The sequence below is a fragment of the Pirellulales bacterium genome (assembly GCA_035939775.1).
Taxonomy (GTDB): domain Bacteria; phylum Planctomycetota; class Planctomycetia; order Pirellulales; family DATAWG01; genus DASZFO01.
In genome coordinates this window covers 1-24,532 of sequence record DASZFO010000141.1, presented here as the reverse complement: position 1 = coordinate 24,532, position 24,532 = coordinate 1, and the positions used below count along the sequence as shown (strand labels likewise).

Sequence of the window (24,532 nt, the reverse complement as noted above, 5' to 3'; positions counted from 1 at the left end):
TTTTCTCGGTCAGTTCGCGCAGCGGCGCGCCGATCATCCGCACCCCGAGATACGTGGCGAGCAGCCCGCTGACGATCGCCATTCCGGCGACCAAGAGCACCGTCTGAAAGATGATCTCCCGTTTATTCGATTCGAGTTCCGTTGCCGGCTCGGAGAATTCCAGTCCGCCGCGGCGCTCCACCGTCAAATGAACGGGCCAATAGACAAGCAACAACGCATTCCCGTCGGATGAGTAACCTTCCGTCGCCAGATGCTGCTCAATCACGGTCGTTGTAAGTTGATCGGGCGGACCAGCAGGGGAATCGGGGTTGTCCGGTGCGGCGTCGAACCAGACCCAGCGAATGCGCAATTGTTGTTCGCGCCCTGCGGATGCCTGGCGGATGAAGTCGCGCAAGCCGAGATCGCCCGAGCTGCGCCAAGCGTCGATGAGCAGATGCTCCATCGGCGGGCCCAATGATTTCGCCTCGTCGCTCGCCGTCCGCTCGAATATGCGAACCTCGTGCTGAACCGCCAGATAGCCGTAGACCACAGCCAGCACGACGTTCGCCAGGAGAAACGCCAGGACAAGTTTTAGAGCCAGTCTCATTATCTTCCCATACGCGGCGCGCAGGCCGCCAGCCGCCGCCGGGGCAAATTGCCCCGGCGGGGCATTTGGGGACGTGGCAAACCGCTTGCTTTGCGCCAGCGCGAAACTGCCGTCAGAGATTTATCTCATTGCAGCGCAGCGACTTTCAACCGGCGCGCGCCGCTTGGCACAACTCGTGCATTATGCCGGCCGCGAAGTCATGCGGCAATCAGCGAGACCTCTACAAGTTGGAAGTGTGAACATGTCGGAAAAGAAGGATACCTCCGGAGCGCCGCCGAACGCGAGTCTGCCTCCAACGATTGCAGGGGCGGCGCCCGGAGGTCCTTCGCCGCAAGCCGCGCCGGCCAGGACATCGTCTGCCGCGCCGACGCCACGGCCGTGTTGCCTCCGATACCTGATCGAAATCATCAAGAAACACAGTTAGAGCGCCTGATAAATCCGGCGGCGAGTGACCCAGTTTGCGGTGTAGCAAAATGGACAGCGCCCCACTTCTCCGCCGGATTTACCGGGCGCTCCTAGAAAGCGATGAGACCACAATGAATGCGACGATTTGCAAGACGCCCGAGAGCGCAAACGACCGCCGCACGATCTCCGCGGCCGACGACGGCGAATTGCTGGTGCGGTACGCGGAGACAGGAGACCGCAGCGCGTTCGAAGAACTCGTCCATCGCTACGAGCGCGAGATTTACAACTACCTCCGCAAGTATCTCGGCGACCAGCACCTTGCCGAGGACGCATTCCAAGCCACGTTTCTGCAACTGCATCGGAAATGCAGCCAATTCGAGCCGGGCCGCGAACTCCGGCCGTGGCTATATCGCATCGCTGCCAACCAGGCCAACGACTTGTTCCGCCGCAACCGCCGGCATCAAGCGGCGAGCCTCGAAGCAACGCACTGGACCCACGACGAGAGTGAAAGCGAACTCTCGCTCCGCGATTGCCTGAGCAAAGAAGAACGAGAACCGCACGAGCTGCTCGAATCGGCGGAGGACTGCCGACAGATTGCCTCGGCCGTCGATCAGCTTCCCGATTGGCTAAAGCAGCCCGTCCTCCTCGTCGTCTACCAAGGACTCAAATATCGCGACGCCGCCAAGATTATCGGCATCCCGCTGGGGACGCTCAAGAGTCGCCTATACGAAGCGGTCCGAAGAGTCGGAAAGCTGTCACAGCAGCCGGCCGAGCGTCGCGCTGCGACAATTCGTCGCGCACCGGCTGCTTGATGCGATGTGGCCGCAATTCATCCTGACAGGTAAGATAGCGTGACCAATCAATTGGAGCAGGCGCTTGGGTCATCGAATTCACGTCAATCCGGATCTGATCTTCTCGGTCGGCACACAGGTGGTCGCCTTGGTGGAGGTGCGCGGCACGGGGGGCAAGGTGGTCCATCCGCGCGGAGCAGTCGGCGTGGTTGTGCAATCCCCGGCCGACAATCAGCGCGCCTACCGAGTTCGGTTTCCCGATGGCTTCGAGGCGCCATTGCGCCGCCAAGAGATCGTGATGCTGGCACATTACAAGCAGCGCGTGATGAGCCAAGCGGGAGAAATGCTCGCGGATCACAACTTATACGATCGAATTATCTATCGCTGCGTCGTCGGCTCCAAGGCTTTTGGTCTTGAAGATGCGGACAGCGATACCGATCGACGCGGAATTTATCTGCCGCCGGCCGACCTGCATTGGTCGCTGTATGGAGTGCCCGAGCAACTGGAAAATGACGCGGCTCAGGAGGCGTATTGGGAGGTCCAAAAGTTTCTCACGATGGCGCTGAAGGCGAACCCGAACATCTTGGAATGTCTCTATACTCCAATGGTCGAGACGGCGACACCGCTTGCCGAGGAATTGCTGTCGATTCGGGACAGCTTTCTTTCAAAAATGGTTTACCAGACATACAACGGATATGTGATGTCGCAGTTCAAGAAGCTCTCCGGCGATCTCCGCAATACTGGACGTGTGAAATGGAAGCACGTAATGCACTTGATTCGTCTGCTGCTATCGGGAGTGACGGTGCTCAAACAGGGCTACGTTCCGGTGCGAGTCGAAGAGCATCGCGAGCGACTGCTGGCAATCAAACGGGGCGACGCCGCGTGGGAAGACGTCGATGCTTGGCGGATCGTGCTTCACAAAGAGTTTGATGCGGCATTCGAGGCGACCCGTTTGCCGGACCGTCCTGATTATGAGCGCGCAAATGCTTTCCTGTTGAAGGCGCGCCGCTCGGCATTGGCGGAGGCAGCGCCATGACCTTTGATCAGCGGCTCGTCGCGCAAATCGAGCGCCAGCCGTATCCGCTCTTGTTCGTGACGGTCAGCGGAGCGCATCTTTACGGCTTTCCGTCGCCGGATTCCGATTATGATCTGCGCGGCGTGCATGTCTTGCCGGCGGATGTAGTGCTCGGACTCTATCCGGGTCGCGAGACGATCGAGGTTTCTGAAGTTCGAGATGGATTGGAAATCGATCTGGTCACGCACGACGCGAAGAAGTTCTTAGCGCTACTGTTGCGCAAGAACGGATACGTGCTCGAACAACTGCTCTCACCGTTAGTCGTTCGCACGACGTCCGAGCATCAGGAACTCAAGGTGCTCGCCCCCGGCTGCATCACACGGCACCACGCCCACCACTGCCTCGGATTCGCTGCCACGCAATGGAAGCTTTTTGAGAAAGAGAATCCACGACGGGTTAAGCCGTTGTTATATGTTTATCGCGTTCTGTTGACCGGAATTCATTTGATGCGATCCGGCTGTATCGAAGCAAATCTCTTGCGGCTCAATGACGAGGCCAAGTTGCCATATATCGACGAACTCGTCGCGCGAAAGCTGGCCGGACCCGAGCAATCAAGTCTGCTGGATGCTGACTTTGAATTCCACAGAGCGGAATACTTACGACACATCGCCATCTTGGAATTCGAAATGGGCAAGAGCGCTCTTCCCGATACGCCGTCGGCGGGACCGGCGTTGAGCGACTTCCTAGTGAAGTTGCGGTCGTCGAGCTGAAATCGCGATGCACGATGCTTTCCATTAGTGGCTCAACCGGCGAGGGGGGTGGACAGATCTTGCGGTCGGCGCTCGCGCTGTCGATGGTTACGGGCAAATCGGTGCATGTCGAAAAGGTTCGTGCCGGGCGGCCTAAACCGGGGCTGTTGCGGCAGCATTTGACGGCCGTATTGGCCGCCGCCAAGATTAGCGGCGCAGAACTTGGCGGCGCGCATCTTGGCTCGCGCGAATTGTGGTTCACACCGGGGTGCGTGCAGCCGGGGGATTATTCGTTCGCCATCGGATCGGCCGGCAGCACGACGCTCGTCCTGCAAACGATTCTGCCGGCGCTACTCACGCCGGACGGGCCGTCTACGATCAGTTTTGAAGGCGGCACACATAATCCTCATGCCCCTCCATTCGATTTTCTTGAACAAGCGTTCGTGCCGCTTGTGAATCGGATGGGCCCGACGGTGTCGCTCGCCCTCGATCGCTACGGCTTCTATCCCGCCGGCGGCGGGCGGATTTCCGCGCGGATCGAACCGGTACCGAAACTGAAGCCACTTGAGTTAACCGAACGCGGTGCCACGCGCCAGTGTATGGCCACGGCGATCGTCGCCGGGCTGCCGTCAGAGATCGGCGACCGGGAATTGGCCGTCGTCGCCAAGGAATTGAACTGGCCGGCTGACTCGCTGCACGTTCGCCATCTGCCGACCGGCCATGGACCGGGAAACGTATTGCTGCTGACGATCGCGAGCGATTCGGGCACCGAGTTATTCACCGGATTCGGCCAGCGCGGCGTCCGCGCAGAAATGGTCGCGGCGCGGGTCGCGGGCCAAGTGCGCGATTTTCTGGCGGCTGATGTGCCAGTTGGTCCCTACATGGCCGATCAATTGCTGCTCCCGCTGGCGCTCGCCGGTGGCGGATCGTTCGTTACGATGCCGCTCTCGCCGCACTCGCTCACCAATATGGAAATCATCCAGAAGTTCCTTGATGTGCGAATTGTGGCGCGTGAGGTTCGGCCCGGTGTGTGGCAGGTGGATGTGACGCGAGACTGAGATTGCGATCAGCGGAATTCCCCTCACCCCGGCCCTCTCCCAGAGGGAGAGGGAGTTCGCGACGAGGTCGTAAATACCAAATTCAGAAACCTAGTCCCGGTCCGTCGAGTGCCGCAGTGCCGATGGTGCCGTCGGTGATATGGAACATCGTCGGGAACCGGTCGGACCAGCCGCGGTTGCCGGCCGGGCAATACTGCCGGGCGTTGCCTTCGATGGCCGCCACGATGGGCACGCGGGCTGCCAGGCTCGCCGAGTGCAGGAACGACGCGCCGGGGCACGTTAAATCTTGGACGCAGAGAAACATGCCGTATTTCTGCGCGGCGGCGCCCATCAAGAGCGCGCCGCTGTGCCCCTTGCACGCTTTGAGAGCGACGCCCGAGTAGCCCAATTCGCGGGCGGCCAGCAGGCTTTCTAGATCGACCAGCGATTCGTCGATCACGACCGGCTTGATCCGCGCGGCGCGGTGCATACGGTTTTCGGGATTGGCCCGCAGGTCGCGCGCGGTCGGCTGCTCGATGTATTGGAGCCGATCGAGAGCTTCGGGTGACCGCTCTTTGATTCGAGCGAGGAAATCGAGCAGATACTCGACATTCGCGCAGCGCTCGTTGAAATCGGCCGAACAAAACCACTGCGTGCATCCGCGGGCGGCTTGCGCGTCCGTCGCGACCCGTTCCACGGAAAGCACGCGGTCGACGTCCCAAACCAGATCGTCGCCCGCCAGCTTGATCTTCAAATGGGTCAGGCCGTCCGCGGCGATCCATTCGGGGAGCGTTTCAGGTAGTCCGTCGTTGATCCGAGTCGCCACGTCGGCGTCGGTCAACGGATCGAGCGCCCCGATCAAGTGGTAGAGCGGCATCCGCGGCTTGGGCTTTCGGAGCGTGTAGCGATCGAGAAACTCGCCGACGAATTCGTCGGTCAAATAGGTCGCGAGATCCGTTGAGACATAGTCGGAACCGAGCAGGTTATACGAATTGTGGCCGAGTGCCTTGCCGAAAGCGTCGTGGATAGCCGCTTCCAATGGACTGGCGGCGACGAGCTGCGCCAATCGCGGCATCGCCTCGGCGAGGGCGGCGGTGCGCGTGATCGCATCGGCGGTTGCTTGGAGCGACTGCGCCAACTCGTGCGTGATCTCCAGCGGATGGCCGACTCCGCGATAGTCATTAGCAAGGCGAGCCAACTCTTGCGCGAGCGCAATCATCGCGGCGAGCGTCTGATCGGCCGAGACGGTTCGGCTCGGCCAGGCCCAGACGTTCCCCATCGGCATGGATCCCGTGCCACGCCCACGGCAGCCGTCTCGGGTTTCCACTTCCGCGACGACATCGAGGAGCACGACGTCGGTGACGGTTCGGCCGCCGAACTTGGCCGGCGCGCGGTACGTCAAGTATTGCGTGCTCGCCGTAAGTTCGCAGAGGCGAATGTCGGTTGGCTTCGGCATATTACGCCCGCTGCCACCAATCGCCCACCACCCGTCGGCTGTTCTTCAGGGTCTCGACCATTGCCGCGCGGGTCTTCTTTCCAGCCGGCGCCCAGGGATATTCAATGTGAATGCAGAGCGGCTCGCGGTAGTTCATCCCCTTGAGCAACGTGAAGAAATCGGTGCGGCCGAATTCTCCCTCGCCGAGCGGAACGAATCGTGCCGACTGCTTGACGTCCTTGATATAGACGATGCGAATGTGGTCCTTGAGCCGCTCAAAATGCTTGTGCCAGTCGTCGCCGTGCTCGACGATCGCGTGGCCGAGATCGAAGGCAATGGCGATTTGGTCCGGATTGAAGTCATGCACGAGATCGTACAGCTCGTTCAAATCGCCGCCGACGTATCCGCCGGCCTTGCGCAGGTCGGATTTCGCTCCGACTTTCGTTCCTGTCGCCGAATGGTTTTCAAACAGGCCACAAACGCCGAGTTCCCGATTCATCGCCGCGAGTTCCTTAAGTCTGGCCTTGGTCTCCGCAGTTTGCTTCTCCGCGGGCGAATCCGGCCGATTCGGCCAAAAGCCAAGCCGATAGTAACGAATCCCGAGTTTATTGCCGGTGACCAAAACATCTCGGGCACTCGGTGAATCGACTCCCACGATCCCGGTGGTGAGGAGCAGCATTTTCACGCCGTGCTTTTCGAGAGCCTCGGCGTACTTCGGCATCATCTCGACCGCCTGCTCCGGCAAGATTTCGCCGCCCGCCCGAACGGCGCAGTCGATTCCATCCAATCCGGCCTCCGCCGTGACCGCGCCGGATTGCTCGAAATCGAGCTTCAATTCCTGATAGAGCTTGCTAAAGATGGCGACGGGAGGCAACGGGAGTTGCGCGGCTGAAGACGCGAAACTACGTTGGCCATCGAGAATCCCGCTTGCGCCGATCGCTGCGGCCGTTCCGCCCGCCGCCATCAGGAACCGCCGTCGATTCAACCGCGTGTCGTTCGTCATTGATTTCACCAACAAAGGCGTGAGGGATACGCTGGATGGCCTGAGCGAAACACCGCAGGTCCTCCTTCGCCCGATGACACTGGCGTTGGCGCACGATGCGTTCTACCCAATCACTCACTATAAATGGGCAGTGCTATTTGCCGGCGTTCTTCGCCGCATCACCGAGCGACTTGGAGGCATCTTCGGTAGTTTTCGCCGCGTCGCCGAGCGCCTTCGCGGTCGCATCGCCAGCGGCCTTCGCGGCATCGCCGGCTTGCTTGGCGGCATCTTCGCCCGCTTTGTTCGCGTCGGCCGCGGCGCCGTTGAGTGCCCTGCCCGCGTCGCCGAGCGCCTTTTCGCCGGTATCCGCAGCCGCCCTGTTGAGGCTTTGTGCGGCATTGCTCATATCTTGAGCCGCATTCTTCATGTCTTGTGCGGCCTTGTTCATCTCTTGGCTGGCCTTGTCCTCTGGCTTTGCGCAACCAGCCGCAACCAGACAGAATCCTACGAACAACATCAGTGATCCAAATCGCGTCATCGTCGTCCTCGCCTTTGATCGTGGGTGAAATGCGGCGCCCGGTGGGGTAATAGTCGATAGGCGCCGTCATCGAGGCTGAGCGGTGGGCCGATGCAATGCCTCGACGACCGCCGCAATATATCACCGTTCTTCGCTGTGTAACATTCCCCCTAGCTTCACGCTTAGCCTAAGTGGGGGCCGGATTGCCGAGCCCGTTGAGAAATTAGAAGCCTTTACGACATAGGGAGATGTGTCATGTTCGCCTTAAGCTTCACTTCGCTGGCTCTCGCCCGAATTCAGCAATCCAAGCAAATCAAGCAGGAGCGAAAGTCCAGCGCCGGGACGGCCGCTAAGAAGTCGCTCATTCCGGCCATTGCCCGGCGTGGGATTCGGCCCTGGCGATCATGACGCTGGCTGCCGCGTCGGTGCAAGCCCACACTTTCGGCGGAGGAGGTGGCGGTGGCGGCAGCGGCGCCGGCTTCGCCCGCAATGCAAGTTCCGGCGGGTTCGGATCGAATTCGGCCGGTCAGATTCAGCAAGCTCAGCCGATCTATCGCCCGGCACCGGTCGTCTCGAATCTCACCAAACCGGTCGTCTCGAATGTTCCCAAGAACGACTCTCCGGTTTTCAACTCGACGAAGACATTCAGCAGGCTCGACAACGCCAACTCGGCCGGCCTCACGCGGAAGATTGATTCGAGCAAATTCATCGACTCGTCGAAAGTCGTGGGCGATTCCAAACCGCTGGGCCTGGGCAACAAACTCGACAGCGCCAAGTTGCTCGACAGCCGCAAGAATCTCAACCTCGGCAAGAACCTCGACGCCAGCAAAGACTTTTCCAAGCCAGTCATCAACGGCGGCCTCGCTTCCAAGAACCTGATCTCGAAGGGAACAAAATCGATCAACGGCAAGTTGGCCGACGCGGTGAAGGCGGGCAAGCTCGATTCGCTCGCCAGCGGCGCGGCGGCTCGCAAGCTCGGCATGGCCGACCAGCTCAAGCTGGTGAGCAAGGGAGATATCGCCCGCCGGTTGAATCTTTCCGACAAGCTCCAGAAGAACGGCGGCTGGCAGAAGCGGATGTGCGGGCCGATCGATTCGCATTACTGCGATCATTGCAAAGGCCAGTTTTATTGCGGCCCGAAGTGGTGCCCCTGCCATTGCTGGTGCCCGCGGTGGTGCGGCTGGGTCGATTGGTGCTTCGGTTGCCCGGTGTGGTTCGATCCGCGGCCCGATTTCTGCGAGCCGGTGCAGTGCGACGATTGCGAAGTGGATGCGACCGTGGTCGTCGATCGCGACGGCAACCCGGATAGCTGGGTGGACGACGATCGGCCGCAAGAGCCGGCCGAAGTGGATGTCGACCTCGAACTCGTGGCAATCCGCTTCGTGGATAACGGCAATGCAGAGAAGAACATCGGTCCGCGGTATCGCGCATTGATTCGCAACAATGGCAAGCAATCGGTTGATCATCCGTTCAACGTGGCGGCCATCGTTGGCGCCGCGACCGAGCAGAGCGACGAGACGCCGCGGGCCGGCAAGCGCGTGCCGGGAATCGACGCGGGACAAACGCTGGCGATTGACATTCGGCTGCCGGCCGATGCGAACGCCACGATCAAGGACGACGACGGGCACACGGTCGCCAAGTTTCCGAAGCTCGGCGTCATGGTCGATACCCGCAACGAGATCGAAGAGCAGACGAAGGAGAATAACGGGATGGCGCTCGAGCGCGATAAGATTCTGATGGTCGACCCGGCCATATTCGCCGCTGACGCCAAGCAGGCCACAATGGGCCAGACGGTCAATCTGGCTGGCGAGGGCTTGGGCCCGGAGGCCGGTCAGGTGCTGGTGCGAGTCGGCAGCCTGGAGCTGCAAGCGGAGATCGAGGGCTGGTATGACCTCGGCGTGCAGATCAAGCTCCCCAGCCTGCCGCTGGCCGGCGAAGCGAAAGCGGAGCTGGTCGTGGTCCGCGGCGACGGCGCGATGGCTAACCCGATCGCCCTCAAGCTGGCCGCCACGCAATCCGCCCCGCCGCCGGCGGCTGATGGCGAATGAGTGAATGATGAACGGCCTTAGTCCGATCGCGTCCTCCGCCGAGCAAGCCATCCGCAGGATGCAACGCCGAAAACCGCCAGCAGCCACGACGAAGGCTCTGGAACCGAAGGCACATTGCTCGCGGAGTCCAGTCCGCTGAGACCTGCGCCCGGTAACACCGTTGGAGAATCGGACGACGTTCCGATTACGCCGAGTTCCGTGGAGTTGATCTCGCTGGCGAACGAAGTTCCCGACAGCAGCGAGCCGGCGAGCACCAAGCCGCCGTCGGCGAGCGGATTGCCGAGGGAATCCGAGGCGTCGATCGTCACCAGGCCCGGATTTGAAGCTGTGCCGCCGATCATCAAGGCGCCCTGGATGATCGAGTCGGCTGTCAGTTGACTTCCGGCGGCAACCGCAGTCGCCCCGCCGCCGGTGATTCTTCCGACTCGGATCCCGGCGGCATTGATGTTCAGCCCGGTCGCGCTATCGTTGGCGATGCTGACGCGATGCCCGGCATCCGCAAAGGGATTGACGGTGCCGTTCACGTTAACGCCGGCCCCCGTGGCAATGGCCAATTGCACATTCGCGCCGACCGTCGTTGGTCCGTTGGCGATCGAGTAATTGAGTGTGCCGCTTTGCAGAGTGAGCGTGGTGTTGTCGTTCCACGTTTGCGCGCCTTGAAGGTTCAAGCTGTTCGTTCCGGCGGCAACGACCGTGTTGCTGGCGATGATCAGCGGCGCCGCAATCGTGTGATTGCCGAGTTTGAGATTGATTTGCGCCGTGCTGCCGCTCTGCAGTGTCAAGCTGGCCGAGCCACCGAGCGTGTAGCGCGGTACGCTGCTGAAATTGATGATGCCGACGGTTGTCGGACTATCGATCGTGATGGTGCTGTCCGCGTAAAGATTGTCCAGGAGGTTGGCCACGGTGTCCTGGCCATTGGGGGACTGCGGCACGGGGACGATTTGACCAGGAAGAGGAATGGTACCCGACCAATTCGCGTCAGTGTTGTAACTCCCTCCCAGCGGCCCGCACCACTGGTTCGGATAGAGAAAGTTGATCGCCTCGCCGCGCTGGTCTTCGCTGATGTTATTGTTGAACACGATCCAAAAAGGGAGCGAGTTGATCACTCCCTGAGCGTTGCTCGTCAACTGCTCCCGGAAGATGTAGATTCCGTCGGTGGGAACGCCATTCGGGGCGCCGATGTTCGCGTTCACGTGGATGTGGAGAAACCCTTCGGCGGTTCCCGATGCGACCTGCGCCAACGTGAAGCCGGGCTGTGCGCCCGTGCCCGTTCCGACGACCACCGTGTTGGAGCCGTAATTGATCGATAGCGTCTCTCCGGCCGGCACCGGGCCGAACGAGACCGGCCCGTTTCCATCCCAGTATTGCAAATCGGAGAGGAGGTTGAACCCCACCAGACTTCCGCCCGGCAATTGGCTGCCGCCCGGATTTGTGTTGGATTCGGCGAAGTAGCCAGGATTGTTCGCATAGTACGGATCTTGGTCGAATTCTTGAAAACCCCAGCCGAGGGCTCGGTCCATAGGGGTGATCGGCACACCGGCATTCACGTCGAAATAGCCGCTGTCCACGCGGTTGACAATGTCCTTATGGACCCACACGTCAAGGTGCACGGCCCGCACGGCGCCGCCGATCGCGCAAAAGACCACGAACGCGAAGAATGGAGTAACGCGATTCATAATAAGCCCTAACGTAACTCTTGTCCGAGAAGATCGTCGCCGGGTGCCGCTGCTTGACGGCTGCCATGTCCTGGCAGGGATTTCCAACCGGATCGCGGCAGCCGTCAAGCAGTGCCACGTTTTGTGAGCGCCTCCAATTCACTGGGGCTTGGGAAAGTTAAATGGGATTCCGATCCAGTCATGGATGGTCTGGGCCGGAATCAGTTCCACGTGGCCGTCGGCATATAGATAATTCGCCGCGTCGCCGTGCCGGGTGGTGGTGATGTCGTAGTTAATGTCGGCCCACGTGCGCCCCGACTTCAGTTCGCTGTTCGTGAACCAGTCGTAGGAATGCACGTGATCGGCGCTGGGATCAACCGGAGCCGCGTCGGCGATTTCGAAGGCCTCGATGGTCTTGGACTTGGCGTTCAGTCTTCTGAAGTTGCGGATTGCCCCCGGTATCCCTGGGGTTGCGAGATATCCATTCATGACGTAGCTGCTCATCAGGCCGACGCGCCGTTCGACGGCTTTCGGATCGGTAGGGCAAATCCGAATCTGGTCGCAACTCTCGAGGAACGGGGCGAGCGTGAAAATCCACGATCGACTTAGGTTCGTGTGCGACGTCTCGGGAAACTCGCCCCCGTGAACGTCGCAAAACTGATTCATCGCCAGCCCAATCTGCCGCATGTTGCTGGCGCAGTTCGCACGCCGGGCCGCTTCCCGCGCAGCCTGGACCGCGGGCAGTAGCAGCGCGATCAAGACGCCGATAATGGCGATCACGACCAATAACTCGACGAGAGTGAATGCGCGACGATCCGGCATAATGCACCTCTTCAGAGAAAACGTCTGAATCGCGAGAGAACTTGTGGAATCAGGCTCACGATGGCGGCGCCGCGCGCTCGTCCGAAACGGTCGCCCGCACATACGGCAGACCGCGGACGGCGGCGACCTAGCGCCACACGAACGCTTTGGAACCCCTCACAAAACGGCCGGGGACTGTCCCCATTTTGCGGAGTCCGCGCAGCAAAACTGGGGACTGTCCCATTCTCCCAGGCGGTTTTGTGAGGGGTTCTTAACGCCCCGATTCAAGACCACGGGGAGAGCGCAATCCCACTAGACGCTGGTGGCGCTCGAATGCGACACGAAGAGAGAGGCGGGGCCGAGGGCGCACTGCAAAAATGCGCGACGTGGTTCAGCGTGATGGCCGTGATCCAGTCGGGATAGAAGGCGACCCCGGCGCTTTGGGCCATCGACAGGAGCTTGCAAAGCGGACAAGTGCTGTGGTCGTGGCCAGCCTCATCGTGCCGATCTTCAACCGAAGCCTCGGCCGTTGAACCATGCGCCGAAGGCCACCACTCGCTGGCCACATGATGGTGATAATGGCAGCCCATCAACTCGTGGAGTTCCGGCCCGAACAGCGCAACGCTGCCGTAGGAAGCCAAGAGCACGAGAGTGGCAAGCCGGCGGTTCATCGATGGAGGCATCCTGACATGTAATGCAATACGTTTGCAAATGTAAAAGGGTCGGCCTGCGGCGTCAATCCGCTCGATTCTCGTTTTTGCGCCGGGGAACTCAACTCGGAGAATCGCCTTCGGCACTCATCCTATCGCAACCCAGATTTAATTGCAAGTTAATTGCATAAAGCCTTGACGACCACAACATGCATCGTTATTCTAATCGCAAGTCAGTTGCGTTTGCGTCGGAGACGACACGGGACTTCGGCAGCAGATCCCACGAAAAACACTGCTCTTAGACCACTCGCGAGCACAATCGCTCGCCCATGAAAGGAAGTTCGCCGATGATGAGCATCTTGAGAACTCGGTCGAAATCGTCAATCGTGTTGTGTGCAACCTTCCTCGGCGGAATCGCACTTGGCAGCCGGCCGGCTGATGCGCAAAACCCGCACCCCGATGTCGCGCCGCGCGTTCAGAACGGGCAAGTCGTCACCGGCGGCATCGATGACACGAACAACGCCTTCACTCCTAATCTGCGGGTGTTCGATTTCGTGTTCGGCCAAGACGATCCCACGCAACCCTACTTCGACTCGGACCCGGGCTGGCGCGCCGAGCCCGAGCCCGGATTCCCGTCAACAGGATTCACGCCGGGAAAACATCTTCACTTCGACATCTTATCGGGCGCCCCGTATGGCCTGCCCGCCAACCTGACCTATTGGAACGGGACGGGAAGTCCGCATTTTGGCATGGTGCCGAACGGGGAAACGCTGCGATTGGATTTGGCCGGCGGACTGGCCGACGCCACGGCCGGCAGCGGCAACGCCTTCATCCCCGGCTTTGACATCGGCACGTTGGATAGCACCGGCGACCTGCACATCCATCTGAGTTCATTCATTCAAGGGTCCGGAGGCAACAATCCGGCCAACGGCATTTACATGATGGTCTTGGACCCATCCACGGACATGCCCGGCATCGCCGCCGCCAAACCGATCTTCGTGCTCTGGGATAACGGCCTCGGCGACGGCCCCCAACTCGCCGCCGCCGTCAATTTTGCACAAGCCACTTTCGTGCCCGAGCCATCGTCGCTGGCCCTCGTTTGCATCGGCAGCGTTGGCGTGGGACTAGCGGTGTGGAGGGCGCGGCGGAGAAGGTGTCGATGCTCCCGCGGGTCTTAACTCGCGCCATTGCCCCAAAAGCTCATCTGTTTGAAACCGGATTGGTTTCCCTCAGATCAAACGGTGGAAGGTTATTTGCTTCCGCTTCGACTTTGGCGTGCAACAAGGGATGCTTCGTGTCGGAAAAACGGCCATTGAGCTTGTCGCGCCCGTTGCTTTGGTCGCCGTTGTGTCTGGAACGCGCTTTCCATTCGATCACAACGTCATAGTCGCCCGCAGGGGCGCCCTTGCCGATTGAACCACACGCTAGTTCAAACGATCCGTCCGGCTGGACGATTCCCATGATCAGCGGGTCGTTCATCGCATCGCCGCCACGCCGATAGAAAAACACTGTGGCGTCGCTGGCTGGGTGGCCCGCGTACATGACTTTGCCGGAGACGGGGTAGATTCGGTTGCTGTTGCTGCACGAAGTGGAAGCTAGCGACACGATCGCCAACAGACAAAAACGTGCCATATTCACTGCGCCGCCTCCTTGGCGTTTCATTTTAATAGTCGAACGAGATCGCTTCGTGACCGGCGCGGCTCAATAGGGCCGACATTTGGGCCATCGTGAGGCCGCCGCTGACGAATTTGACCGATCCGTCGCCAAAACACATGTTGCTGCCGTCGGGGTGAAAGGAAAAAACCTCGCTGTCGTTGCTACAGCCCTCCGAGCATGTCCACGGCGCCGCGGGAATCCCCATGAAACCGCCGCCGGCGGCGATCCCATTCCCGCTGGGGTCGGCGCCGTTCGTGGCGATGTAGTTCAACGGATCGGCCCAAGCGCCGCCGCCTTGCGGGGCCGGGCCGTCGCTGGTGTAGTTGCCCATCGCCGGCCGGTACCCGGAAATCGTGGCAATGCCGCCGCTTCCGTACCACGCCGGGCGGCCTGCGTCTTCGTTGAACAGGATCGTCTTTGACGATCCGTCCGGGATGTCCCGGACTGGACCATCCGGTGGCTCGCAGATAATCGAGGCTCCGGCGTTGATGGCGATGCCGGGGATGTCCGCCGACATTCCCGCGTCGGGCGCGTAGTCGGTTCGCCCAAAAATCAGGCCCGCTGCCGGCGTGACGGTGATCCCGAAGTTGTTGAAGCTATTGGCGAGTTCAGCCGAGTAATCGGCCGTGGGATTCCCGGGCGAACTCGGGCACAGCATCGGGCTGATGCGGGTCGAATAGGCCGGATTTGTCGGCGGCATATTGACGGTGCTGAGCGATCCCCTGGTCACGTCGATTCGTTTGTACACGCTGATTTCTTCAAGGTATGGGAGGATCTGCGTGATCGCCGATGGCCCGAAGGACTCCGTGCCTTTCGGCGCCGTGGGGTCGGGTATGCTCAACTGCAGATAGGCTTGCGGAAAAGCGCGCCGCATCGCGCGAAAGTTGTTGATTGCGAGTCCGATCTGCTTCAGGTTGTTGGCACAGCCGGTGCGGCGCGCGGCTTCGCGCGCCGCTTGAATGGCCGGCAGCAGGATGCTGACGAGGACGCCGATGATGGCGATCACCACAAGCAACTCAACGAGCGTGAACGCAATTCGCGGTCGGAGATCACGGCGAGCGCGGACCGCGAGTTTTCGCGAGCCCAGGCGGCTCATCAGACTTGCGACCGGACGCTCTCGACGCCCGTCTTTCAACGCTGCCATGACTTCCCCCTGAAATGGATATGAATTCGATCGCCGCAGCCGCGCCCGTCGGCATGACTCTTCTCGAGTTCCGACCCCGCCCCGCAGAAACTCCTTCAAATCACTATTCTTGTTATTTCAAATCTATAGTTTTGATATATCAAAACAATAAATCAGAATCGCCCAACTTTGTCAAGCGCGAGCGCGAGCCTTTTGCGCAAGTTTTCGGGCCAAATGCAAGTACCGCCCAAGCCAGGTAGGACGGAATCATGCCGGCCGCGCTGACAGAGGGCGCTGAAAGCGGTCTAAGACGCCCGTTCGCTCTTGGAACTGGCGCACAGCGGCAATGCCCGAAAGAAATTCGGATTACGCTTCACGTGTACACTGATTTGGGCCGCGCGGACGGCTCAAAACCGGCCGATCCATGTCACGACTTGATCTTCACCGGTCCATGATCGTCGCAATGATCGCCGTGCGGGTGGTGCAGGTGACCGTCGACTAGATAATCGACGTGGTCGCCGTGCGGGATCGCCGGATGGCCGCAGTTTGGGCCGTGGACGTGCGTCGCGTCGTGCCCACCGCATTTGTGCTTCGGCGTGCAGACGTCTGGATTCGTCGTTGACACGGCGATCACGTGCTCGTCCACGTGGTTGCCATGCGGATGATGGAGATGTCCGTCGTGCAGGTAGTCGACGTGCCCTTCGTGCTCGATCGCCGTATGCCCGCAGCCCGCGCCATGTTGATGAACGTGACCTTCGTGAACCGTACTGGCGGCCATGATAATTCTCCTTAATCCAGAGTCGAAACCATTCGGGACGCAACCGCGCCCGTCAATATAGATTTCGGTATCGCGCGCCGCCAGCCTCCTCGTCGAAATGCAATCATACAAAGGTGCTGCAACTCGCGCGCCCATTCTTTGACGCTGCCTTGCCAGCTAGAGATCATGTCGTTCGGTCGAATCCGGCGGCGGCAAGCGCCGCTTGGTACTCCTCCGGCGTATTGATGTTCCGCAAGGTCGCCAGATCTGGATCAATGTCGCGAAGCTCGTCGGCCGTGACGATCCGCGCGCGGAGTTCTTCCACGAGATCAGTGGCGCGCAAGCGATCGGCCGCGAGCAGCCGATTGACGGCGCGAATGGTCGCGGCTCGGCGATAGACTGCGGAGAGCGGATGGTGAAAGCCGGCGACGAATGGGATCGCCAGATCATGTTCGCCGATGAGATCGACCAGCCGCGCGATCCAAGCCGGATTGAGAAGCGGAGAGTCCGTGCCCGTGGCAAACACCAATTCGACCGAGTCGGGGAGCGCCGCCAGCCCTGTTGCCAGGCCTTGCAGCGGCCCGCGGCCGGCGATCGGATCGCGCGCCACTGCGATTGCGGCGGGAAGTTCCGGCAGTGGTTGATCCGGCGCCGCGACGACGACGATCGGCTCGGCGGCGGTCGCTACCACTCGAACGATCCGTTGCAACAATCGCTCACCGCCGAATGGTAGCCACGCCTTCGGCTCTCCCATCCGCCGGCTCCGACCGCCGCAAAGCACGATCGCGCTGCATCTCATGCATTCACCTGGCCGTCTCGGAATGGCTCGCAAACCCGGTGGGGAGAAGGGCAAACTACGGATTACATGGATGACACGGATTTTCTGAACAGAATTGGGTCAATAAGTCGCGCGCTTTTATCCGTGAAATCCGCGACATCCGTGATTCTCTGCTTCAAACCGCTAAACAATTTCAGCATTCTCAATCCTACCCCCATCACCGGCGTCGAGCCGAATAATGCTGTTCGCATCGGCCCAGGGAATGGCTACAATTCGGCCCCCGATCCCGAGAACCGGCAAGGGTCTCCAATGCGCACGCTAATCATTCCCTGCGGCGGACGCGGCAGCCGAATGGCGAGCTTTTACTTCCCGAAATGTTTGCTCCCAATTAGACAGCGGCCGCTGCTCTTTCGGATTATTCAGAGCTGGCAAGGAATTGTCGATGAAGTCGTTTTGGTCCACAACCCGCGCAACGAACGAATTCTGCGAAAGTACATATCCACTTATTACGACGGAGGCCTGCCGATCCGGTTCGTTATGCAGCCGCGCCCCAGCGGGACTTTCGATGCCGTCCGCTTGGGGCTTGAGGCGGCACGGTCGCCGCGGGTGATTTTGAATTGGTCGGATGTGTGGCTTCATAAAACGCCTGAAGTGGCGCATGACGACGCAAAGAACATCGTCGTGACTTCCGACATCGCGGACCATTGCCGGTGGGTGTTTTGCGACCGGCAGTTCCGCTGCCGCGAGGGCCGGCCGTTTGCGGAACGCCACGGGGCCCAGAGGGCGCCCCGTTCCCTACAGAGCGGCTGCGCCGCTGGCACGGAGCGGACTCCGCACAGCAACGGGGTTCTCGGCATTTTTCTGTTGAACGACCTGGAACATGCCTTTCGCTCGAACTTTCAAGTCGAATCGATCGGCGAGACTGAAGTCCTCGCGGCCTTTCGTGGCGACAGCTTCCGGGGCGTCACCGTGGAGGACTTTACGGACATCGGCGATCATACCAGATATCGTCACGAAGACCGATTGGCGGCCCGCGATCTGTCCACTCGCGCATTTGGATCCAGAGCGACGATTCAGTTGCAAGAGTCGGTCGTCATCAAAGACTTCTCCGACGTCCAGATGCACGAAAACGAGGCCGACTGGTATCGAGCCGCGGAGTTTTCCTTTTTGCCGCGAGTCCATTCGACGAAGCCGCTGGTCTTGGAGCGATTGGATGCCGAACCCTGCTGGATGCGATTGGAACGCGATCCGTCGCCCGCGGCGGAACGTCAAATCGTCAAACGTCTGTCGGCGCTGGCTCGCACGATTCACACCAGCCGGCCAAGCCTTCCCGCGAACGCTGACGCCTGCCAGAGGCAATATCTGGTCAAGACGCTCGAACGACTGGATCGCGTAGATTTCCTCTTCGAGGATTTCAATCGCAACTGCTTCACGGTGAACGGCCGCGAATACCCAAACCCGCGCGACTTGCTCGAACGTAACGCGGACGCCGTGCGGGCGGTCTTTCCAGAGCGGTTCCACTTCATTCATGGCGACCTGCAACTCTCCAACGCGTTGATCGACCGAAATGACCGCCTGTATCTGATCGATCCGCGCGGCAGCTTCGGCGGCACGCCGCTGTTCGGCGACGCGCTTTATGATTTCGCCAAGCTCTACTACGGGTTTTGCGGTGGCTACGACACGTTCAGCACAGGTCGCAACCGGTTTGCCCTCGCGGAAGATGGCGGATTCGTCGTTCCCCCACTCCTGCCGCCGAATGTGCTTGCCCGGCGACGGCGCTTTTTCGAGCGCGAATCGAGGAGCACTCACTATCTTGGCCGAAGCATGATCGAAATCGACATCGTACACGCCATCATCTGGTTGTCGGTGGCGGACTATGTAGCTAACGACGTTTTGAGCAGCATGTACGCGTACCTGAACGGAACGGTGCTCCTAAGCGAAGCATTGGCCGCCCGGACGAGCCAATTGCAGTCGCACGGGGCGGCTCTCCGAGCGGCAGCGTGACGATCTTCGTTAATGCAGTAGGCGTGCCGTAACTGCCACGGCACACGGAGTGTGCCTGCTACTTTGGTTAGCCGCGCTGAGAGGCAGGCCGATGAAACTGAGATTTAGCCGTCGTCGGTTGCTGAAGCGAGTTCGCGCAGTGTCGTCGCGATTGTTGAACCGCTTCTATTGGCGGGAAACCAAGTACTACTATTTCGGCGAGTTTGGCTATTTCAATTTGGAAGTGCTGGGCGGATTGCAGGGGCTGTTTCTGCGGCGCCCCGAACTGCGACTAAAGATCTGCACGTACCCGAGCTATGCCGAACTGCTCCGCAGCCGATTTCCAGATCATGTCGAGTGTGTTTCGCCCGATTGGTCATTCGACGAGCGACGCCGGGTTTGTCACCGCTACAATTGCAGGCGGTTCCATTGGGCGCTCTTCCGGCAAGGATTCAACCACGAGTTGCAGACATTATTCGACGATCTCCCAAACCGCGGCAGAGTTCACCTGGCGCGCTTCTTCTATCTGAACTCGCCTTTGACGACCCTGGCGGAGCTGCAATGCTGTTTCGACACGTCGGGTGCCGCGCCCACGGCTCGGCGTGGACATGAGGTGCAACGAGGCATGGCCACTCAGGGCAGTGGCCATGGCACCCGTCAATTCAGCATTGAAGCTCCATCAGGAATCGACTCGCGGCGCCAATACATCAGCATCTTTCCGCGCGGGCGGCATGGCTTCGCGAGCAAAAACCTTGACGCAGGTCAATGGGAAGCGATTCTTCGGCGGCTCGCGGAACTGACTTCCCTGCCGATTGTCGTTCACGGTTTACGGGGAGAGACGTTGGAGATTCCGATGGCGGACAGTTTCATCCGCCCGAACGACATTCTCGAACAGGTCTATTACCTGAACCATTCGCGATTTTGCGTTTCCTCGGACTCTGGCTTTGTCCAGTTCGCGCTCAACTGCGGCTGCGATGTTCTCGTGATCGGCGGCACAATCCAATACCACGAATTCGTCGACTTCAACCCGTTCGGAAAGCGGTTGGTCATCACGAGCCCGTTGCCGGAAGAATACTTACCTGCGTTGAAGGAATTCGTATTGGCCTGCGAGGCCGAGCCATCACAACTTGACGTTGCGTAGGCCGCGGCAATGATTCCCGGCGAGTAGCTGAATTCGCCAGAATTCAGATTCCTCTGGACTTCGGAATTCTGGCGAATTCCGCTACGGGCAAGCCCCCGATCTAGTTCGGCGCGCCGCTCTTCTTGGGAACAATCTGGACCGGCCACTGCGGCGAATCGGTTCGAGCGGTCTTGAGATAGGCCTCGATTCGGGCCACGATTTCGGGATGCTTTTCGGCCAGATTGGTTGCTTCGCCCGGATCGGCGGGCAAGTCGTATAACTCGAGCGGACGGTCCAGCTTTGTTCGCACGGCCTTCCAACGGCCCATTCGGGCCGCCTGTAGAAAGCCTCCTTCGTGAAATTCCCAGTAAAGAAATTCATGCGGGGGGACGTTCGCGGCTTTGCCAGGCGGCGCGAGTAAAACTGGATCGACCGAAATCCCGTCGAGACCCGAGGGCCTCTTGACGCCGGCCAGTTCCGCCGCGGTCGGCAAGAAATCCCAGAAGGCCCAGACGAAATCGCTCGTTTGACCCGGTGCGATGCGGCCTGGCCAGCGAACGATCATCGGCTCGCGGATGCCCCCGTCATAAAGGTCGCGCTTCGTGCCGCGCAGCGGACCGCCGGCGCGAAAGAACGCCGGATCGACGCCTCCCTCTTTATGCGGTCCGTTGTCGCTGGTGAAGAAAACGATCGTGCGCTCGTCGAGTCCCAGCGCTTTGAGCTTGTCGAGCAAACGGCCGACGTCGGCATCCATCCGCGTGATCATCGCCGCCTTGTTCTTTTCCACTCGCGGCCAATCGCGATCGGAATAGGGCTTGTCGTCGGGCACTTCCATGCCATCCTGTCCGGCTTTGAAGGCCTCGTTGTTGGCGTGAGGAATCGTAAAGGCCAGGTAGAGGAAAAACGGCTCGCTCTTATGGCGCTCGACGAACTCGAGCGCCTCGGCGGCAAACAGATCGTGCGAATACACGACTCGCTTCGTGGCCACGCCCTTGATCACGACGTTGGGCAGCGGGACCTTCTGCTCGTTCCGCCACAAATAATCCGGGTAGTAGTTGTGGGCGTGGACCTGATCGAGGTAGCCGAGCCAATAATCGAAGCCCTGCTGATTGGGAATTCCCGATGAATCCGGCCCACCCAAGCCCCACTTGCCAATGATGCCCGTGGCGTAGCCGGCCGCATGGAGCACCTTGGCGACGGTCACGTCGTCGGGCAAGAGCGGCACGGCGGCATTGCCGCGAATTCGGCAGTGGCCGGTGTGCAGTCCGGTCATCAAAGTGCAGCGCGAGGGAGCGCAAACGGTGCAGCCGGCGTAGCAATCGGTAAACCGAACTCCCTCGGCCGCCATCCGGTCGATGCGTGGAGTCTGGATCAGCTTCTGGCCGTAGCAGCCGAGTTCACCGTAGCCGAGGTCGTCTGACAAGATGAACACGATATTCGGCCGGTTGCTGGAGGCTGGATTTGGCGATTCGGCTCCGCTTGCCCGTGAGCTTATCGCGACTGCGGCGAGGAGCAACGACGGGAACGCGGCAGACATCGCGCTCACGGTGCCGAGTCCATTCAAGAGACCGACGATCTGCGCGACTGCCGCAAGCCATGATTCCGTCAATCCAGTGTCATTACCGCTTGGCATCGTGTGCGCTCCATCATTGGACGTCGATATCGTCGCCGCGGGTCAGTATAGCAGTCCGCGCCCGTGAAAGTGCGTAAGGCTTGCGGATTGTGCGGATTGTAATCCGCGACGGGTGGCGTGCGCTCGCCGGGAAAACGGGCAAGAGGCGCATAACCGTTGCAGCGGGAGTTTTCGGCAGGGCGATAAATAGCTGTATACGTCTCACCGCCCGCAAATCCCTCCCGCCGAAATCCCATCCATGCCCGCCGGAACACGGCCATTCCAGATCGTCGTCGCGCTTGCGCTCGCGCTGAATGCGGGATGCGCGAGTCGCGACCGCTGCGCCGAGACGGGCTGCGCTGGCGCCGCGCCGCAGGTGCTGGAGTGCCGACCGGCCGAACGACTTCCGATTCGCCCATCCGTTTCGTCGATCGCACCGCAAGACGTTCCACCACGCTTCGACGGAGACACAAGGTTCTGCGCCCTCGAAGAGCGCGAAGCCCAATGTCTCGCAGCGAAGAACGCGCCGATCGCCAATTTGCTCGTCCACGAGGCTGATGCCGCGGCCGCCCAATCGCAAGGACTTTGCGGGCACAAGGGGGGCTCGGAAATGACCAGCGAAGTGCTGCGGCTCGAATCCGTCTACAAGCGAAACGTCGCCGCGGGCGATGCACTGGAAGCCTTCTTGAGACTGCTTGAAGCGGAGGCGGGCGCCGACAACCTCGAGCAGCGCGGGCGCGAAATGAACCTGGTGCTGGCCGACGTTGGCCGGCTGCAGGAGCGCGGGATCGTCTCGCCCGTCTCGAAACCGGAGGCGGAAGGCCAGCGGCTCGATTTGTGGCACCGACAGACGGAACTAGGGGCCACCGTAAGCACGCTGAACTTTCAACTTAAGAATTTGCTCGGCGTCGATACGGTCGGGGATGCGCGGATTTGGCCGCAGGCGTCGCTGGCCGTCACGGCGGATGTGCCGGATCGGCAACAGTCGGTCAATGTGGCGCTAGCGAATCGTGCCGATCTCGCAGCAGTTCGCCTCGTTGCCGGTTCCAACAGCGACGACAGCGATGCGGCTGCCCGAGCGATCCTGCAGCTTTCGGGAGGCGGCTTGGGCGCAGCGCCGCCGCCAATGGGTTGCCTGGCGCTGCTCGTGCACCACCGCGCCGCGGACGACGAGCGGGCGGCGCGCTCCGCGCAAATGGCCGAATTGCTCGCCGACCGCGAGCGCGCGGCCCGAGACGAAACGCTCCAAGCGATTGCGATTCTCGAGGCGCGAATCGGTCAGATCGCAATCGCGCGCCAACGGCTCGCCGTGGCCCAGGCGCATTTGCAAGCCAGCGAACAGCAGCAGCAACTTACTGCTGGCGCGCCGCTCGGAGTGCGCAAGGCGCGACTCGACGTGCTGGCGATCGAGCAGGATTTGCTGCACGACGCGATCGAATGGAAGCTGGCAGTGGTCAAGCTCAAGGAGGCAGAGGGACTGCTCGCCGTCGAATGCGGCTACGATGCCGCCAGCCGCGTTTTGCGCCAAATGAATTGCTGCCCGTAGCTAGCGGCGCTTCGAATCTGATTTGACGGATGCCATGGCCACTGCTCTGAGTGGCCATGCGCCAACACAGTCCATGCCCACGCCGAGCCGTGGGCATGGCACCCAACGTATCATTGCTCCATTGACCGTCCACTTCTACTGCCGATCGAAGAGCGCCTTTTGCAGCTCTTCGCGAAACGAGGGACTCGAATCCAGCCCGGCTTTCAAATCATCCCGCCCTAGCGTGTAAAGCAAGCTGCTCTTGGTGGTGCGAACGGTCGCCGGCGAGGGATCGGCGGCGAGCAAAGCCCTCTTGCCGAAGCATTCGCCTTCCTTCAGCGAGACGACCATTTGCTGTCCCGAACCATCGTCGCTTTGCACCGTGACCTCGCCGTGGCGGATCAGGTAGAACTTATCTGCCGGCTCTCCCTTGCGGACGATGACTTCTCCTCCCGAATGCTGCTCGGCCCACATCTTGTCGGCGATCGCGGCCAGGGTGGCCGGCGAAAGAGACTGGAACGGCGGCACCTTCTTGATGAATTCGCAGATCAGCGCCGCCTCGCTCACCACCACATCCGATTTGATCCGGCCATCGACCATGTTCACGACCCGGTCGGCGACGTCGAGAATTCGATTGTCGTGAGTGACCATCACGATCGTCACTTGCTCTTCGCGGGCTAATTCCTTGAACAGCGTCACGACCTCGCGCCCCGATTTTTCGTCGAGCGCCGCGGTCGGCTCGTCGGCCAACACGATCTTCGGCCGATGGGCCAGCCCGCGGGCGATCGCCACTCGCTGCTTCTGTCCGCCGGAGAGCGAGTGCGGCTTGTAATTCAATCGCTGCCCCAGCCCCAGCCGCGTGAGGAGCGTCGCGGCTCGCTCCTTCATCTCGGCGCGTGTGAAAGGAAACAGTTCCAAGCCCATTGCGACGTTTTGCATCGCCGTCAATGAGCCGAAAAGATTGTGCGCTTGAAAGATGAAGCCCAGATTGTGGCGCGTCGAGATGAGTTCGGCGGGAGTGGCGCCGAGCAATTCGTGGCCCAGGACGCCGACGCTCCCTTCCTGCACGGTGCGCAATGCGCCGAGCAACGTGAGCAGGGTCGTTTTGCCGGAGCCGGAAGGTCCGGTCATGATCACGATTTCGCCGGCGAAGACGTCGAGACTATTGTCGAACAGCACTTGCTTGCGCAAGTCGCCCGCGCCGTAGTAGTGCTGCAAACCGCGGATCCGCAGCGTGCGGACGCGGATGTCACCCGTGTGACTCCAGAACGTAGTCTTCGTGGCGCGATTGTCTTCGACGAATGACA

At 60.7% G+C, this 24,532-nt stretch carries 22 protein-coding genes and 1 pseudogene; 11 read left to right on the top strand and 12 right to left on the bottom strand.

Features of this window, described 5'->3' with window-relative positions; all coding sequences use genetic code 11:
• Window positions 1-586: hypothetical protein (locus VGY55_09355; GenBank protein HEV2970184.1), on the bottom strand; the 586-nt coding region annotated here is incomplete at its 3' end.
• A gap of 536 nt (window positions 587-1,122) precedes the next feature.
• Here VGY55_09355 and VGY55_09350 point away from each other — a divergent pair.
• From VGY55_09350 to rtcA, 4 genes are all read left to right on the top strand, one after another.
• Window positions 1,123-1,803: an RNA polymerase sigma factor gene (locus VGY55_09350; protein ID HEV2970183.1), complete on the top strand. Its 681-nt coding sequence runs from the start codon at window positions 1,123-1,125 to the stop codon at window positions 1,801-1,803.
• A gap of 64 nt (window positions 1,804-1,867) precedes the next feature.
• Window positions 1,868-2,818 carry a nucleotidyltransferase domain-containing protein gene (locus tag VGY55_09345; GenBank protein HEV2970182.1) on the top strand — a complete coding sequence of 317 codons (951 nt, stop codon included), beginning with the start codon at window positions 1,868-1,870 and terminating at the stop codon, window positions 2,816-2,818.
• The gene (locus VGY55_09340) at window positions 2,815-3,567 is read left to right on the top strand and encodes a nucleotidyltransferase domain-containing protein (protein HEV2970181.1); all 753 of its coding nucleotides are present in this window, start codon (window positions 2,815-2,817) and stop codon (window positions 3,565-3,567) included. Before VGY55_09345 ends, VGY55_09340 begins: the two co-directional genes overlap by 4 nt.
• 14 nt (window positions 3,568-3,581) lie before the next feature.
• Window positions 3,582-4,604: an RNA 3'-terminal phosphate cyclase gene (gene rtcA / locus VGY55_09335; GenBank protein ID HEV2970180.1), complete on the top strand. Its 1,023-nt coding sequence runs from the start codon at window positions 3,582-3,584 to the stop codon at window positions 4,602-4,604.
• Window positions 4,605-4,686: 82 nt separating this feature from the next.
• Here the strand turns inward: rtcA and VGY55_09330 are convergent, their stop codons facing one another.
• The gene (locus VGY55_09330) at window positions 4,687-6,039 is read right to left on the bottom strand and encodes a mandelate racemase/muconate lactonizing enzyme family protein (GenBank protein ID HEV2970179.1); all 1,353 of its coding nucleotides are present in this window, start codon (window positions 6,037-6,039) and stop codon (window positions 4,687-4,689) included.
• 1 nt (window position 6,040) lies between these two features.
• Complete coding sequence (locus tag VGY55_09325; protein ID HEV2970178.1) at window positions 6,041-7,021, bottom strand: sugar phosphate isomerase/epimerase family protein; 981 nt, start codon at window positions 7,019-7,021, stop codon at window positions 6,041-6,043.
• Between VGY55_09325 and VGY55_09320 the strand changes: the two genes are divergently transcribed.
• From VGY55_09320 to VGY55_09310, 3 genes are all read left to right on the top strand, one after another.
• Window positions 7,008-7,523, top strand: a complete 516-nt coding sequence (locus VGY55_09320) for a hypothetical protein (GenBank protein HEV2970177.1) — start codon at window positions 7,008-7,010, stop codon at window positions 7,521-7,523. The genes VGY55_09325 and VGY55_09320 overlap by 14 nt on opposite strands.
• A gap of 249 nt (window positions 7,524-7,772) precedes the next feature.
• Window positions 7,773-7,925 (top strand): hypothetical protein, encoded by a 153-nt coding sequence (locus tag VGY55_09315; protein ID HEV2970176.1) that lies wholly within the window; start codon window positions 7,773-7,775, stop codon window positions 7,923-7,925.
• On the top strand, window positions 7,922-9,565 hold the full coding sequence (locus VGY55_09310) for a hypothetical protein (protein HEV2970175.1): 1,644 nt from the start codon (window positions 7,922-7,924) through the stop codon (window positions 9,563-9,565). The genes VGY55_09315 and VGY55_09310 overlap by 4 nt, the downstream gene beginning before the upstream one ends.
• A 17-nt stretch (window positions 9,566-9,582) precedes the next feature.
• Here VGY55_09310 and VGY55_09305 read toward each other — a convergent pair whose 3' ends face one another.
• The 3 genes and pseudogenes from VGY55_09305 to VGY55_09295 all read right to left on the bottom strand — a co-directional run bounded on the left by VGY55_09305 (window position 9,583) and on the right by VGY55_09295 (window position 12,692).
• The gene (locus tag VGY55_09305) at window positions 9,583-11,241 is read right to left on the bottom strand and encodes a PEP-CTERM sorting domain-containing protein (protein ID HEV2970174.1); all 1,659 of its coding nucleotides are present in this window, start codon (window positions 11,239-11,241) and stop codon (window positions 9,583-9,585) included.
• A gap of 546 nt (window positions 11,242-11,787) precedes the next feature.
• Window positions 11,788-12,042: pseudogene (locus VGY55_09300) on the bottom strand (type II secretion system protein).
• A gap of 263 nt (window positions 12,043-12,305) precedes the next feature.
• Window positions 12,306-12,692, bottom strand: coding sequence for a DUF2946 family protein (locus VGY55_09295; protein HEV2970173.1), 387 nt, complete (start codon window positions 12,690-12,692; stop codon window positions 12,306-12,308).
• A gap of 329 nt (window positions 12,693-13,021) precedes the next feature.
• On the opposite strand from VGY55_09295, the gene VGY55_09290 reads away from it, so the two are divergent.
• The gene (locus VGY55_09290) at window positions 13,022-13,849 is read left to right on the top strand and encodes a PEP-CTERM sorting domain-containing protein (protein HEV2970172.1); all 828 of its coding nucleotides are present in this window, start codon (window positions 13,022-13,024) and stop codon (window positions 13,847-13,849) included.
• A 22-nt stretch (window positions 13,850-13,871) separates the two neighbouring features.
• Here the strand turns inward: VGY55_09290 and VGY55_09285 are convergent, their stop codons facing one another.
• The 4 genes from VGY55_09285 to VGY55_09270 form a co-directional block, all read right to left on the bottom strand.
• The gene (locus tag VGY55_09285) at window positions 13,872-14,285 is read right to left on the bottom strand and encodes a hypothetical protein (protein ID HEV2970171.1); all 414 of its coding nucleotides are present in this window, start codon (window positions 14,283-14,285) and stop codon (window positions 13,872-13,874) included.
• 49 nt (window positions 14,286-14,334) lie between these two features.
• A complete protein-coding gene (locus VGY55_09280; GenBank protein ID HEV2970170.1) occupies window positions 14,335-15,471 on the bottom strand; it encodes a DUF1559 domain-containing protein in 1,137 nt (378 codons plus the stop codon).
• A 406-nt stretch (window positions 15,472-15,877) separates the two neighbouring features.
• A complete protein-coding gene (locus VGY55_09275) occupies window positions 15,878-16,228 on the bottom strand; it encodes a hypothetical protein (protein ID HEV2970169.1) in 351 nt (116 codons plus the stop codon).
• Window positions 16,229-16,391: 163 nt separating this feature from the next.
• A complete protein-coding gene (locus VGY55_09270; protein ID HEV2970168.1) occupies window positions 16,392-17,006 on the bottom strand; it encodes a molybdenum cofactor guanylyltransferase in 615 nt (204 codons plus the stop codon).
• 288 nt (window positions 17,007-17,294) lie between these two features.
• Here VGY55_09270 and VGY55_09265 point away from each other — a divergent pair, with 288 nt between their 5' ends.
• Both VGY55_09265 and VGY55_09260 read left to right on the top strand, forming a co-directional pair.
• A complete protein-coding gene (locus VGY55_09265) occupies window positions 17,295-18,989 on the top strand; it encodes an NTP transferase domain-containing protein (GenBank protein ID HEV2970167.1) in 1,695 nt (564 codons plus the stop codon).
• Window positions 18,990-19,080: 91 nt separating this feature from the next.
• The gene (locus VGY55_09260; GenBank protein HEV2970166.1) at window positions 19,081-20,109 is read left to right on the top strand and encodes a hypothetical protein; all 1,029 of its coding nucleotides are present in this window, start codon (window positions 19,081-19,083) and stop codon (window positions 20,107-20,109) included.
• Window positions 20,110-20,209: 100 nt separating this feature from the next.
• Here the strand turns inward: VGY55_09260 and VGY55_09255 are convergent, their stop codons facing one another.
• Entirely contained in the window at window positions 20,210-21,721 is a 1,512-nt protein-coding gene (locus VGY55_09255; GenBank protein ID HEV2970165.1) for an arylsulfatase, read from the bottom strand.
• Between the two features lie 238 nt (window positions 21,722-21,959).
• Here VGY55_09255 and VGY55_09250 point away from each other — a divergent pair, with 238 nt between their 5' ends.
• Window positions 21,960-23,246: a hypothetical protein gene (locus tag VGY55_09250; GenBank protein ID HEV2970164.1), complete on the top strand. Its 1,287-nt coding sequence runs from the start codon at window positions 21,960-21,962 to the stop codon at window positions 23,244-23,246.
• A 135-nt stretch (window positions 23,247-23,381) separates the two neighbouring features.
• Here the strand turns inward: VGY55_09250 and VGY55_09245 are convergent.
• On the bottom strand, window positions 23,382-24,532 hold a 1,151-nt coding region (locus VGY55_09245; GenBank protein ID HEV2970163.1), incomplete at its 5' end, for an ATP-binding cassette domain-containing protein.